This window comes from Arthrobacter sp. Z1-9 (assembly GCF_054792695.1).
This window is the reverse complement of sequence record NZ_CP096456.1, coordinates 473,389-486,948: the sequence shown is the minus strand read 5'-3', so window position 1 is coordinate 486,948 and position 13,560 is coordinate 473,389. Positions and strand designations below refer to the sequence as shown.

At 66.3% G+C, this 13,560-nt stretch carries 9 protein-coding genes; 1 reads left to right on the top strand and 8 read right to left on the bottom strand.

Features of this window, described 5'->3' with window-relative positions; genetic code table 11:
- Nucleotides 1-374: 374 nt before the first annotated feature.
- The 4 genes from M1D93_RS02250 to lysS all read right to left on the bottom strand — a co-directional run bounded on the left by M1D93_RS02250 (nucleotide 375) and on the right by lysS (nucleotide 5,403).
- Nucleotides 375-2,867 (bottom strand): ATP-dependent Clp protease ATP-binding subunit, encoded by a 2,493-nt coding sequence (locus M1D93_RS02250; protein WP_163161328.1) that lies wholly within the window; start codon nucleotides 2,865-2,867, stop codon nucleotides 375-377.
- Nucleotides 2,868-3,215: 348 nt separating this feature from the next.
- Nucleotides 3,216-3,551: a histone-like nucleoid-structuring protein Lsr2 gene (locus M1D93_RS02245; protein WP_461173583.1), complete on the bottom strand. Its 336-nt coding sequence runs from the start codon at nucleotides 3,549-3,551 to the stop codon at nucleotides 3,216-3,218.
- A 131-nt stretch (nucleotides 3,552-3,682) separates the two neighbouring features.
- Nucleotides 3,683-3,862: a hypothetical protein gene (locus M1D93_RS02240; protein ID WP_461173582.1), complete on the bottom strand. Its 180-nt coding sequence runs from the start codon at nucleotides 3,860-3,862 to the stop codon at nucleotides 3,683-3,685.
- A 2-nt stretch (nucleotides 3,863-3,864) separates the two neighbouring features.
- Nucleotides 3,865-5,403 (bottom strand): lysine--tRNA ligase, encoded by a 1,539-nt coding sequence (lysS, locus tag M1D93_RS02235; protein WP_461173581.1) that lies wholly within the window; start codon nucleotides 5,401-5,403, stop codon nucleotides 3,865-3,867.
- A 68-nt stretch (nucleotides 5,404-5,471) separates the two neighbouring features.
- Between lysS and M1D93_RS02230 the strand changes: the two genes are divergently transcribed.
- Nucleotides 5,472-6,326: an alpha/beta fold hydrolase gene (locus M1D93_RS02230; protein ID WP_461173580.1), complete on the top strand. Its 855-nt coding sequence runs from the start codon at nucleotides 5,472-5,474 to the stop codon at nucleotides 6,324-6,326.
- Here M1D93_RS02230 and atzF read toward each other — a convergent pair.
- The 4 genes from atzF to M1D93_RS02210 are packed head-to-tail and all read right to left on the bottom strand — an operon-like array spanning nucleotide 6,323 to nucleotide 13,513.
- Nucleotides 6,323-8,185 carry an allophanate hydrolase gene (gene atzF, locus M1D93_RS02225; RefSeq protein ID WP_461173579.1) on the bottom strand — a complete coding sequence of 621 codons (1,863 nt, stop codon included), beginning with the start codon at nucleotides 8,183-8,185 and terminating at the stop codon, nucleotides 6,323-6,325. The genes M1D93_RS02230 and atzF overlap by 4 nt on opposite strands.
- The gene (gene uca, locus M1D93_RS02220; protein WP_461173578.1) at nucleotides 8,182-11,961 is read right to left on the bottom strand and encodes an urea carboxylase; all 3,780 of its coding nucleotides are present in this window, start codon (nucleotides 11,959-11,961) and stop codon (nucleotides 8,182-8,184) included. Before uca ends, atzF begins: the two co-directional genes overlap by 4 nt.
- The gene (locus M1D93_RS02215; RefSeq protein WP_461173577.1) at nucleotides 11,958-12,635 is read right to left on the bottom strand and encodes an urea amidolyase associated protein UAAP2; all 678 of its coding nucleotides are present in this window, start codon (nucleotides 12,633-12,635) and stop codon (nucleotides 11,958-11,960) included. The genes uca and M1D93_RS02215 overlap by 4 nt, the downstream gene beginning before the upstream one ends.
- The gene (locus M1D93_RS02210) at nucleotides 12,632-13,513 is read right to left on the bottom strand and encodes an urea amidolyase associated protein UAAP1 (RefSeq protein WP_461173576.1); all 882 of its coding nucleotides are present in this window, start codon (nucleotides 13,511-13,513) and stop codon (nucleotides 12,632-12,634) included. Before M1D93_RS02210 ends, M1D93_RS02215 begins: the two co-directional genes overlap by 4 nt.
- Nucleotides 13,514-13,560: the final 47 nt, after the last annotated feature.

The window sequence follows — 13,560 nt, the reverse complement described above, 5'->3', positions numbered from 1 at the left end:
CGCATCACAATCTCGACGCTCCCCTGTGTGCGTTTCCGTGGCTGGGTCCGCTCCGGCCCCAGTCAAAGGCTTTTCGTAAGACCGGCCCCGCCCCGCTTGAACGGTGTTGGGCAACAACGGTTATACGGGTCAAAGCCGCTTGTGCCGCCATCCAATGCCTGCAGAGGGTTGGGGCGCACGAGGTGCCGGACATCAGGCATTTATGTAGGCGCCGTCAAAGCGAGGAACGAGCAGGCGCCGGGAAATGTCTGATGGTCGGCGCCGAACCCAGCCACGGAGCGACCCAACCACGCCCCGAACGGAAACCCTAAGTAGACGGGGGAAAGCGAAAGCCCCGCCTGCTCTGGGAGCGGGCGGGGCCTTCGGGTGATGCTTTAGACGCTCGGAGCGATTTCCGGGATGCGCGGCTTGGCGTTGCCGGCGAAGGTGAACTTGGCGTCGTCACCGTCGCCTTCCACGTCTACTACGACAATGTCGCCGGCGTGGATCTCGCCGAACAGGATCTTCTCGGAGAGCTGGTCCTCGATCTCGCGCTGGATGGTGCGGCGCAACGGCCGGGCACCCATGGCGGGGTCGTAACCGCGGGTTGCGAGGAGCACCTTGGCGGCGGGCGTGAGCTCGATGCCCATGTCCTTGTCCTTGAGGCGCTTCTCGAGCCGGGTGACGAAGAGGTCCACGATCTCGATGATCTCGTCCTGGGTGAGCTGCGGGAACACCACAACGTCATCCACACGGTTCAGGAACTCGGGGCGGAAGTGCTGCTTGAGCTCTTCAGTGACACGGGCACGCATGCGGTTGTAGCCGGTCTGCGTGTCGGTGCCGGACTGGAAGCCGGTGGCAACACTCTTGGAAATGTCCCGGGTACCGAGGTTGGTGGTCATGATGATCACGGTGTTCTTGAAGTCCACCACACGGCCCTGGGAGTCGGTCAGGCGGCCGTCTTCCAGGATCTGCAGGAGCGAGTTGAACAGGTCCGCGTGGGCCTTTTCCACTTCGTCGAACAGCACTACGGAGAACGGACGACGCCGGACCTTCTCGGTCAGCTGGCCGCCCTCCTCGTAGCCCACGTAGCCCGGAGGGGCACCGAAGAGCCGCGAGACGGTGTGCTTCTCGGAGTACTCGGACATGTCCAGGGTGATGAGGGCGTCCTCTTCACCGAACAGGAACTCCGCGAGTGCCTTGGCCAGCTCGGTCTTGCCGACGCCGGTGGGGCCGGCGAAGATGAACGAGCCACCGGGACGCTTGGGGTCCTTGAGCCCTGCACGGGTACGGCGGATTGCCTGGGACAGCGCCTTGATGGCTTCGTTCTGGCCGACGACGCGCTTGTGCAGTTCGTCTTCCATCTTCAGCAGACGCGAGGACTCTTCCTCGGTCAGCTTGAACACGGGGATACCGGTGGAGTTGGCCAGCACCTCGGCGATGAGATCCTCATCCACCTCGGAGATGTCGTCCATGCCGCCGGACTTCCAGTGCCGTTCCTTCTCCGCGCGCTCGGTGATCATCTTCTGCTCCTTGTCACGGAGCGAAGCTGCACCTTCGAAGTCCTGCGCGTCAATCGCGGACTCCTTTTCCATCTTCAGCTTGGCGATGCGCTCGTCCATGGCCTTGAGCTCCGGCGGAGCGGTCATGCGGCGGATGCGCAGCCGTGCGCCTGCCTCGTCGATCAGGTCGATCGCCTTGTCCGGCAGGAAGCGGTCCGAGATGTAACGCTCGGCGAGGCTGGCAGCGGAGGCCAGTGCGCCGTCGGTGATGGTGACGCGGTGGTGCGCCTCGTAGCGGTCACGCAGGCCCTTGAGGATCTCGATGGCGTGCGCCACGGAGGGTTCCTTGACCTGGATCGGCTGGAAGCGGCGCTCCAGGGCGGCATCCTTCTCAATGTGCTTGCGGTACTCGTCCAGCGTGGTGGCACCGATGGTCTGCAGTTCACCGCGGGCCAGCATGGGCTTCAGGATGGACGCAGCATCGATGGCGCCTTCGGCGGCACCGGCACCAACGAGGGTGTGGATCTCGTCGATGAAGAGGATGATGTCGCCGCGGGTGCGGATTTCCTTGAGGACCTTCTTCAGGCGCTCTTCGAAGTCGCCGCGGTAACGGGAGCCTGCCACCAGGGACCCAAGGTCCAGGGTGTAGAGCTGCTTGTCCCGAATGGTTTCCGGGACGTCGCCGCGGACAATCGCCTGGGCCAGGCCTTCGACGACGGCCGTCTTGCCGACGCCCGGCTCACCGATCAGCACCGGGTTGTTCTTGGTGCGGCGGGAGAGGACCTGCATGACGCGTTCCATCTCCTGCTCGCGCCCGATGACGGGGTCCAGCTTGTTCTCGCGTGCAGCCTGGGTCAGGTTGCGGCCAAACTGGTCCAGGACAACAGAACCGGCCGGGGCACCTTCAGGCTGGCCCGACCCGACGCCGGCGCCGGTGGTTTCCTTGCCCTGGTAGCCCGACAGGAGCTGGATGACCTGCTGGCGGACCCGGTTGAGGTCCGCGCCGAGCTTGACCAGCACCTGGGCAGCAACACCCTCACCCTCGCGGATGAGGCCCAGCAGGATGTGCTCCGTGCCGATGTAGTTGTGGCCCAACTGGAGGGCTTCGCGCAGCGAGAGCTCCAGCACCTTCTTGGCACGGGGGGTGAAGGGGATGTGACCGGACGGCGCCTGCTGGCCCTGCCCGATGATCTCCTGCACCTGCTCGCGAACGCCGTCGAGCGAAATGCTCAAGGACTCAAGAGCTTTGGCGGCAACGCCCTCACCCTCATGGATCAGACCCAAGAGGATGTGTTCGGTACCAATGTAATTGTGGTTCAGCATGCGTGCCTCTTCTTGGGCAAGCACAACTACGCGACGGGCACGGTCCGTAAATCGCTCAAACATTTCGCCACACTCCTAGCTACGACGTACTTTGATGCTACGTGGCCCGCCGGGACTTGTGGAGCGTGTTCGCCACGGGGGAAACCGCACCCGGACCGGGAATACCGGCCGCCATCACTTTGCAGCACCAACCGGCTCCTTCCGGGAGCAGCTGAAGAGCCCATTCCCGGGCGCTGTCCGCGGCAACGGCAGGCCGACGCTGCGGGTCCTGGCCCGCGGCGCGCGCACTCCCAGCCACGCCCGGGCGGGACCGCAGTTATTCCGTACCGAGCCGCGCATTCCAGGTTTGGTAACCGAAAAAGCCCTGCCTCCCGAACCGGGATGCAGGGCTTTTGCGAACTGAGGCCGTAACTAGGAATTGGCCTTTTGGTACGCTTCCTGGATTTCGGCCTGAATTCGGCCGCGGCTGTTAACGGTATAGCCGTTTTCCCGAGCCCATTGGCGTATCTGTGCTGAATCGTGGCTGCGGCCTCCACTCGGAGCTTTGGTCCGGGTGGCCCGGCCGCTGCTCCCGGAAGCCTTACGCGCGGCGCCAATAAACCGCTCCAGTGAAGAACGGAGTTCAGCGGCATTGGCCGCCGAGAGATCAATCTCGTAGTTGACCCCGTCAAGGCCAAACTTAACATTCTCGTCTGCGGATCCCCCATCCAAATCATCAACGAGGATGATGTTTACTTTCTGTGCCATTTAAGGTCTTCCTCTTGGAAAGGGTTCAGTTTTCAGAAAAGCAGGATGTTTCCCTAAAAGTATGACTCTTTTTATGGCAACGCGTCAAAGCGTCAAATGGTTCCTGGGGATAAAAGGGGGAAACCGGGGGTTTATCTATTCGATTCCGGCTCAGGCCGGTCCCCCGGTGCCGCCGCACGCGCTTCGGCTTCTGCCTGCGCCTGTGCTTCTGCCTGCCGTTCGGATTTGTCCGCATTAAAAATCGACTTCATGGCGAACCAAAAGAGCAGGCCCACTACCAGTGAGGGCAGGAGCACAGCAACGTATTCCATGATTAGTGTCCTTCAGGCTTCAGCAGCGGGAAGAGGATGGTTTCACGGATACCGGCGCCGGTAAACAGCATCACGAGGCGGTCGATTCCGAGGCCGATACCGCCCATAGGCGGGGCACCGTATTCGAGGGCGCGCAGGAAGTCCTCATCCAATTGCATGGCCTCGTCATCACCGGCAGCGGCATGGCGCGACTGCTCGGTGAGCCGCTCGCGCTGAATAACGGGGTCAATCAGCTCCGAAAAAGCAGTGCCACGCTCCATGCCCCCGATAATCAGGTCCCAGGCCTCGATCAGCCGGCCGTCCTCCCGGTGCGGGCGGGCCAGCGGCTGGGCAGAGGGCGGATAGTCGTAAACAAAGGTGGGGTTCAGCAGGGTGGGCTCCACGATTTCGCCAAACAGTTCCACGGCCAGCTTCTCCGCGTCCCACTTCGGATCAACCTTGACCTCGTGCTTTTCGGCGATTTCGCGCAGTACCTCCAGCGAAGTCTCCGGCGTGACTTCCTGGCCAACGGCGTCGGACAGGCCCGGGTAGACGGAAACCCATGCCCAGTCGCCGTCGAGGTTGATCTCCCCTGCTTCGGTCTGGAGGACGCGGCCGGCACCCACGGCGTCGGCGGCGTCGAGGATGATCTCCTTGATGCGCTGCGCCATAACGAACTGGTCCGCCCACGCCTCGTAGCACTCAAGGGTGGTGAATTCCGGGCTGTGGGTGGAGTCCACACCCTCATTGCGGAACACGCGGCCCATGTCGTAGACGCGGTCGATGCCACCCACCACGGCGCGCTTGAGGTAAAGCTCGGTGGCGATGCGCAGGGTCATCTTCTGGTCGAAGGCGTTCATGTGGGTCTCGAACGGGCGCGCCAGCGCACCGCCATGGACCAGATTAAGGATGGGGGTTTCAACTTCCACGTAGTTGTGGCGGAAGAGAGTCTCGCGGATAGAGCGCGTGATGGCCGCGCGGGTGTACACCATTTCGCGGGCTTCATCGCGGACCATCAGGTCCACGTAGCGCTGGCGGACGCGGGTTTCCTCATTCAGCTCCGCGTGGAGTACGGGCAGCGGCCGGAGCGCCTTGGAGGCCATGGACCAGGACTCCGCCATAACGGAAAGCTCGCCGCGGCGGGAGGAGATGACCTCACCCTTGATGAACACGTGGTCGCCGAGGTCAACCAGCGCCTTCCAGTCGGCTAGCGCTTCCTCGCCGACGTTGGCGAGGCTGAGCATTGCCTGCAGGCGCGTGCCCTTGCCGTCGGTGCCGCCCTCCTGGAGGGTGGCGAAGCACAGCTTTCCGGTGTTGCGCACGAACACCACGCGGCCGGTGACGCCTACGATGTCGCCCGTGGTGTCGTCCGCCTGGAGGTGGGCGTACTTTTCGCGGATCTCGGAGAGCGAGTGCGTCCGCTCCACACCCACCGGGTACGCCTCGGCGCCGCGCTCGATCAGTTTGGCGCGCTTCTCCATGCGGATCCGCATCTGCTCGCTGGCATCGAGCGGCTCTGGGGAGTTCTTGGGCGAGGGGGTGTTTTGGGAAGTCACAATCATCAAGTTTACCGGGAGTTGGGCAGGCCCCGCTTCCCAGCCAGCAGCGGGCCCCCGCCTAGGATGGGGTGGTGAAAGAACAGGTCCTTCCAACGCACGACGGCGGCCGCCTGGCCTTATACAGTTACGGCACCGAGGATGCGCCGGGAGACCGCCGGGTGCTCCTGATCGGCGGCGCGTTCCTGACTGCCCTGATTTACCGGCCCTTTTCCGTTGCACTGGCCAAGGGCCTGGGCGAGGGGTGGGCCGTTGACGTCTACGACCGCCGCGGACGCGGAAGCTCCTCCGAGCAACCGGACGGCTATTCGATGGCCACGGAGATCGCCGATGTCCGTGCCGTCTTGGACGCCACCGGCGCCCGGAATATCCTCGGCCACAGCCTGGGCGGCTCGGTGGCCCTGAACGCCGTGCAGGAGTTCACCGGAACCTCCTACGTGCCGGACAAGCTGGCCGTGTACGACGCGGCCGTCAATATCGATGGCAGCATCGACACCGGCTGGCTTGACGGGTTCGAGAACGCCGTGGACAGCGGCAAGGTGGGCCACGCCCTCGCGCACATGAAAAAGGCCACAAGCCCCGGTTCGGCGATGGCGAAGATCCCCGAGCCCGTGCTCGCCGGGCTGATGGCCCTGTTGTCCCGGACGAAGGTCAACAGGATGTTCCGCGAGGTGATGCCCAGCGGCGTCGGTGAGCTGCGGGCCGCCTACAACGAGGCGGACCACGCCAGGGATTTCAGCGTGTTGCCCGCCAACACCCATTTCATGGCCGGCGGCAAGAGCCCGAGCTATTACAAGGCCACGGCGGAGCGGTTGCACGCAGCCGTCCCCGGCAGCACCTATGAGCTCTCCCCCAAGGGCTTCCACGGTTCCATCCCCGCGGCAGTGAACGAACTGGTCTCCGACATTTCCGAATACTTCAAGGGCTAGGCGCCACGGCTGAATCCGGCCAGCGCCGCGTCCCCCAGGTTCTGCCACACGCTTCGCACCTCCTGCTGCTCCGCCCCGCCTTCCGGCCCGTTCCGGTCCGCCAGCCAATCGCCATAACGGGTGATGTCTTCGCCGCGGGCAGCCGCGACAGCATCACAGGCAAATCCAACAGCCCTGGAACCGTCCGAAAGTTCAACCGACCCGAGCAGCATGGGTTCCGGGAGGGAAGCCAGGAAAGAGCCCAGCCCCGCTTCGGACAACAGCCACCGCTCCCCCACCAGCTCCGCGCCGCCGTCGTCCGAGCGGTACACGCCCGGCTTGGGCGGCACGGTGTCGAGGGATACCATGCGGTAGCGGGCGGCGGTACGTACCGGGCCGTCCCAGGCAGCACCGAGTTCCTCCAGTTGCGGCGCCAGCGGCTGGCCCTTGCGGTGCGCGCCCACCACCACCAGGGGTACGGTGACGGCCCCGGCAGCTACGGGCCAGGGGAATGACGACGCCGCCGGGCCCGCAGACTGCCCGGCTGCCGGTGCGGCGCCGTCGGCGAAGAGTGCCGGAACGGCCGGGGTTGCCTCCAGCAGGCGCGCGATGTCGGCGGCAACAGCATCGTCGAAGGTCCTGCCCACCACGGTCACCCCGAACTGCGCACCGTCCACGTCACCGGCAGGCACAGCCACCGCGCACAGGTCGAACAGGTTGCAGAAGTTCGTGTACGTGCCCATCAATGAGTTCACGCCGACAGGGTCAGCCGCCACCTCGGCAAGGGTGGGGTGGAAGGGGGCAGTGGGGATCAGCAGGGCGTCGAAACCTTCCAGCTGTGCCATCGCCTTTCGCTTCAATACTTCCAGCTTGGCGGTGTCGTTGACGTAGCGATGCGCGGGCACCGTGCCCGCTGCCCGGATGATGCGTTCCACCGTGGGATCGATGCCCGCCTGGGTGTGCGCACCGGCGTCGGCCTTGTCAAGGAAATCACCGACGGCGGCATAGCGCTCAGCTACCAGCGCGCCGTCGTACAAGAGCCGGGCTGCCTCGAGGAAGGCGCCAAACTCAATGGCTTCCGTGTCCACTCCCACGTCCCGCAGCCGGTTAATGCTCCGATGGAATTCGGAGGCCCAGGCCTCCGGCAGTCCCGGCAGGGTTGCGGGGTAGGCCACCCGCGGCCTATCCGGCGCAGCCAGGTGGATGTCCGCCGGCCAGGCCCGGACTCCCCCCGCCATCACACCCATGGCAAGCTCGGCAGTGGACAGGTGGCGGGCGAAAATGGTGACGGCGTCCCAGGACCGGCAGGCAGGCACCACCCCATCCGTGGAGACGACATGCAGCGTCGGTTTGATGCCCACGATACCCTGCAGCCCGGCGGGCACGCGGCCTGATCCTGCCGTGTCGGTGCCAATGGCGATATCCACCAGCCCCAAGGCCACGGCAACTGCGGAGCCGGAGCTGGAGCCGCCGGAGATAAAGTCCGGGCGGCGGGAATCGCGGACCGCACCGTGCGGGCTTCGGGTACCAACAAGGCCTGTCGCAAACTGGTCAAGGTTGGTGGCCCCCAGGACGAGGGCACCGGCGGCACGGAGGCGGGCCACTGCTTCGGCGTCCTTCTCCGGCTGGTAGGCGAAGCCGGGGCATGCCGCCGTCGTCGGGATCCCTGCGACGTCAACGTTGTTTTTGACGGCGAGCAGGAGCCCGGCGAGCGGCAGGTCAGTGCCACCGGCAACGGCCGTGTCTATGTCCGCAGCTTCGGCCAGCAGTTCGTCTGCACCGCGGAGGGTGATCCAGATTTCGGGGCGGTCCACTGCCGCCAATCCGGCGAGGGCGGCCTGGACCCGTTTGGTGGCAGCGCCGATGGTTGCTTTGCTCATACTGCTGCCTCTTCCAGTTCCGGTGCTTCCAGCCCCTGTGTTTCCCGGTCAGCGTCCGGAGTTGCGGGCGCGGGTTCGGCATCCACGCCGCCGAGGACTACCACTGCTTCGCCCGCAATCACCTGCGAGCCCGCAGTCGGCAGGACCTGCAGGACCACGCCGTCGCACGGCGCTTCAAGCACGGTTTCCATCTTCATGGCCTCCAGGGACACCAGCGGCTGGCCCTGCGCCACCCGGTCCCCGGCCGCCACATCCACTTTCCAAACGCTTGCAGCAAACGGTGCGGAGACGAGGGCTCCGCCCTCGGGGACGACTACCTCGTCTGCCACCGGTGACACAACGGCGGCAAGCGCGTCCGCGCGGTCGAACTCCCCGGCGTCGGCCCAGGCCTGCCGCTCGACGGCGAACGCCGTGCCTTGTTTCTCGCGGAACGCCGTGATGGACTCGCGGTTTTCCTCGAGGAACACGTCGTGTTCGGCCAGCGAGAACGTGCCGTCCTCGATCTCCACACCCCGGCCCCTGCCGGCGGCCATGTCGGCCCGCAGGTCCAAGAGTTCCTCCGGGCTGACCGGGTACCAGGAGATCCGGTCGAAGAAGCGGAGCAGCCATGGTGAGCCTGGCTCAAAGGGGGCAGAGTCCGCGTAGCGCGACCAAACCTGCGTGGTGCGGCCCACGAACTGGTAGCCGCCCGGTCCTTCCATACCGTAGATGCACATGTAGGCGCCGCCGATGCCCACCGCGTTCTCCGGCGTCCAGGTGCGGGCCGGGTTGTATTTGGTGGTGATCAGGCGGTGGCGCGGATCAAGTGGGGTGGCCACCGGGGCGCCCAGGTAGACGTCGCCGAGGCCCAGGACCAGGTATTCGGCGTTGAAAACGGTGTCGAAGACGTCGTTGACGGATTCCAGGCCGTTGATCCGCCGGATGAACTCGATGTTCCAAGGGCACCAGGGGGCGTCATCACGGACACCTGCCATGTAGCGTTCGATCGCTTCACGGGTGGCGGGATCGTCCCAGGAGAGCGGCAACCGGACGGTGCGGCTGGGAACCACCAGCTCCGAACTCGCCGGCAGTGCGGACTCAACTTCCCGGACAATGTCCAGCAGGCGCTTCGTGGACAGAACGGACGGATCCACCTTGACCTGCAGGGAGCGGATACCCGGGGTAAGGTCCACGATTCCCGGCACGCGGAGCTGCTCGAGGTGCTGGTGCAGGGCGTGCACCCGGGCCCGGAGCCCAAGGTCCAGGACCATCTCGCCATATTCGACCAGCAGGTTGTCATCCCCGGAGCGGCGGTAGGTGACCGCCGGCCTTCCCGAGCCTTCCGGCACACGGCCCAGCACGCCGTCGTCGCCATCCCCCCGCGCCGTGCGGGCAGCGGGCGCGGATCCCGGAGTAACGGTAGAGATGTCCGCCGACCAGCCGGCGTCCCCAGGCAGCACCAGCTGCCGGCCCGGACCAAGGTCCTTGGCCGACGGCGCCTGGCTCACCCGGACGGGTACGAACCGGACCTTGTCGCCGGGCCGAAGCTGGCCGAGCTTCCAGCGGTCGGCGGTCACCACGGTGACCGGGCAGACGAACCCGCCCAGGCTGGGACCGTCAGGACCGAGCAGGATGGGTGTGTCCCCGGTGAAGTCCAGGGCTCCCACCGAGTACGCGGTGTCGTGGATGTTAGACGGGTGCAGGCCCGCCTCGCCGCCGTCGGTCCGTGCCCAGCGCGGCTTGGGGCCGATGAGGCGGACACCGGTGCGGGCGGAATTGAAGTGGACCTCGTAGTCGGAGGCGTAGAGCTCCTCGATGTCCTCGCGCTGGAAGAACTCCGGTGCGCCGTGCGGCCCTTCCACCACGGTCAGTTCCCAGGCGGAGGTCAAAGCCGGCCGGCTGTCCAGCGGTACGGCCGCTACCGGCGCTTCTTCAGCATTTGCGGCTCCAGAGACGGCCGGGGCAACTGCGCGGAGCACGTCGCCGGAGCGGAGGACCCGTCCGGCGTGGCCGCCGAACTGGCCCAGGGTGAAGGTGGAGGCGCTGCCCAGGTATTGCGGGATGTCCAGGCCGCCCTGGAACAGGATGTAGCCGCGGAGCCCGTTGCCGCCGGCGGTGCCGACGTCGAGCGTTCCGCCCGCAGGGATTGTGACAGATGCCCAGGTGGGCACCTCCGTCCCGTCCACTGTCACTGTTACCTCGGCGCCGGTGACGCAGACGGTGGTGCGGTGTGTGAAGGTCAGGCTGGGGCCGGTCATGGTGAATTCCAGGCCGGGAGCACCCTCCGCATTGCCCAGGGCGGTGTTGCCGAGCCGGAATGACAGGTCGTCCATGGGACCGCTGGGTGGTACACCGATCTGCCAGAGCCCGGTCCTGCCGGGCCAGTCCTGCACGCTTGTCTGCAGGCCCGGCCGGCCCACGGTGATGCGCGGCTCCGGGTCCCCTACGTTGTCCAGGGTGCTGGTGGAATGCTGTACGGCCCGGACCACGTCCAGCCCCGTGGCCGCGCGGAGCATCCCGAGGTTGGTCTCGATCCCGTCGATGCGGGTTCCGGCGAGCGCGGCGGCGAGCCGGTCGAGGGCTTCGGCGCGGTCCGTCCCGGTGGTGATGACCTTGCCCAGGAGCGGATCGTAGTTGGTGGAAACCTCGGTGCCGGTCTCGGCCCAGGCGTCCACGCGGACGTCCCCGGACGCGGGGTAGACGGCGTTGGTTATGGTGCCGGCGCTGGGCTGGAAGCCTCGGGCAGGGTCCTCGGCGTAAACGCGTGCTTCCACCGCGTGGCCCGACACCGGCAGGCTGTCCGGTACTTCCGCCAGGACCGTTGCGGCCTCGCTGCCGCCCTGGGCCAAGCGGAGCATCCACTCCACGAGGTCCACACCGGTGACGGCTTCAGTGACAGGGTGCTCTACTTGCAGCCGGGCGTTCACTTCAAGGAAGGAAGCCTCGCGGCGGACCGGATCGTAGACAAATTCGACCGTTCCGGCGGAGCGGTAGTTGAGGGATGCGCAAAGGGCGCGGGAGCTGCGGTGAAGTTCCTCGCGCAAATCCTCCGGGAGGTCCGGTGCGGGCGCCTCTTCGAGGACCTTCTGGTGGCGGCGCTGGAGGGAACAGTCACGGTCACCGAGGCTGACTACGCGGCCTTCGCCGTCGCCGAAAATCTGGACCTCAACGTGCCGGGCGTTTTCGACGTACCGCTCAGCGAACACGCCGGCGGTGCCGAAGCTGGCGCCGGCCAGGCGGGCCACGCGCGGAAAGCTTTCCACGAGTTCAGCTACCGTGCGGCAGACCGTCATGCCGATTCCGCCGCCACCGCCGGTGGCCTTGAGCATCAGCGGGAAGCCAATCGCGGCGGCTGCGGCAACGGCGTCGTCAACGTCGGCCAGCAGCCCGGACCCGGCGATCATGGGCACTCCCGCTGCGCGTGCGGCATCCCTGGCGGTGTGCTTGGTGCCGAAGATCCGCAGCTGTTCGGCGGTGGGTCCCACAAAGACCAAGTCCACGGCCTCGACGGCCTCTGCGAAGGCGGCGTCCTCGGACAGGAAGCCGTAGCCGGGGTGGATGGCGCCGGCGCCGGTGGATTTGGCCGCCGCGAGCAGCGCATCGATGCGGAGGTAGGACTCCTTCGCCGGCGCCGGACCCAGGAGCACAGCTTCGTCCGCCAGCCGGACGTGCTTGGCGCCGCGGTCCGCGTCGGAGAACACGGCCACAGTACGCAGTCCCAGTTTGCGGGCGGACTCGATGATGCGGCAGGCGATTTCGCCTCGGTTGGCAATCAGGAGGGTGTCAAACGTGTTCACTGGGCTGCCTCCGGCCGGGTGACGATCATACGGACAGGGGTGGGGTTGAAGCCGTTGCACGGGTTGTTGATCTGCGGGCAGTTGGATACCAGCACCAGGGTGTCCACCTCTGCCCGCAGGGCCACGCGCTTTCCGGGGGCGGACAGTCCGTCGACAATTCCCAGGGCGCCGTCCGGGTCCACCGGAACATTCATGAACCAGTTGATGTTGGACACCAGGTCCCGCTTCCCGAGCCCCCAGCGTGAGCCCTCGATCAGGAAGTTCTCGACGCAGGCGTGCTGTTCGCGGGTGTGCTGGCCGTAGCGGAGGGTGTTGGATTCCTGGGAGCAGGCTCCGCCGATGGTGTCGTGGACGCCCACCTCGTCTGCCACGACGGTCATGAGGGGCAGCCCGGTTTCCGCCCGCAGGACGGAACCGGTGGTCAGGACGATGGACTGCTGCCGGGCGATGGTGACGGCGGCTGAGTAGCGGACGGTGGTGTCACCCGCCGCATACAGCAGGCAGTCCACGGCCTGGTTGCCTTCCAGGTCCACGATGGTCAGCACGTCTCCGGCAGCCACCACGGCGGACCAGGGGCCGCGGGCTTCGACGAATTCGTCAAGGACCACTGCGCCCGGTGTGAGGGCAATGTTTCGTGCGTCCGCGCTGGGATCGGTGTAGGTGGCGGTGTTCATCGGGCGTTCCTTGCGGTCAGGTCGTGTTCGGTGTTGTGCAGTGCCTGCAGGTGTTCCGGAGCCAGGGTGCCGGTGAGGGTGCCCGCTTCCAGCGCCGCAAGGTCCTGCGGGGCGTGCCAGGCAATGATGTCGACGGCGGTGCCGGCGAAGTCTGCGCGCGGGTCCAGCGGGTGTGCGGTGTTGGCAAGGACCAGCACAGAGTCCATCTGGAGCAGGAGTTCGACGGCGGCGCCCGGGCCGGCGCTTCCGGTGAAGGTGATGCGGCCGGAGGGGTCAACGCTGATGCCCTTGAACAGGGACAGCGAGGGTGCCACGTCGCGGGGACCCAGGCCGCTCTTCAAGGCGCCAAGGGTGAGCAGTTCGCGGGCTGCCGGGGTTGCGCTGTGGGCGGTTCCTGCGCCGTACCGGACCATGTTGCCTTCCAGGGTGGTGGCCCCGGTCAGGGCATCGTGCCGGGTCGAGGTGTCGGTGACGATCGTGGCCATCAGCCGGCCGGCGTCAGAGAGGAGCGGGTGGCCGGCACCGGGGTAGGCCTGCCAGGGGACCTTCACGGTGTCGGCTATGTTGAGCCGCTCGTGCAGGGCACCGGCGCGGTAGAGGAGGGCGTGCACACAGGCATCACCGGAGGTGTCCGTGAGCCTGATCCGGGTGCCGCGGGCCAGGTTCATTGTGGTGTAGCGGCCGAAGGCCAGGGATTCGGCCCAGGTGAGGTTTGCGATTGCGGCATCGGCCAGGCCGGCTGTGAGCCGGGCCGGGGCAGAAGCAGCCGGCACGGAGCGCATGGTCTCGACGGTCCTGCCGTGCTGCTCCCTCGCATGGGCCCGGGCGCCTGCGGTGGTGGCCGTACCGGCTGCTGGATTTTCGGTTACTTGTGTCATGTCAATCCTGTGTTGGTCCGCGTGGTTGTTTTCGAAGCTGTTGTTGG

Excerpts from the sequence above, each read along its gene's own strand:
- M1D93_RS02240 (WP_461173582.1), bottom strand. The coding sequence starts at position 3,862 with ATGGAATACGTTGCTGTGCTCCTGCCCTCACTGGTAGTGGGCCTGCTC.
- atzF (WP_461173579.1), bottom strand. The coding sequence starts at position 8,185 with ATGAGCAAAGCAACCATCGGCGCTGCCACCAAACGGGTCCAGGCCGCC.
- M1D93_RS02210 (WP_461173576.1), bottom strand. The coding sequence starts at position 13,513 with ATGACACAAGTAACCGAAAATCCAGCAGCCGGTACGGCCACCACCGCA.
- lysS (WP_461173581.1), bottom strand. The coding sequence starts at position 5,403 with ATGATTGTGACTTCCCAAAACACCCCCTCGCCCAAGAACTCCCCAGAG.
- M1D93_RS02245 (WP_461173583.1), bottom strand. The coding sequence starts at position 3,551 with ATGGCACAGAAAGTAAACATCATCCTCGTTGATGATTTGGATGGGGGA.
- M1D93_RS02250 (WP_163161328.1), bottom strand. The coding sequence starts at position 2,867 with ATGTTTGAGCGATTTACGGACCGTGCCCGTCGCGTAGTTGTGCTTGCC.
- M1D93_RS02215 (WP_461173577.1), bottom strand. The coding sequence starts at position 12,635 with ATGAACACCGCCACCTACACCGATCCCAGCGCGGACGCACGAAACATT.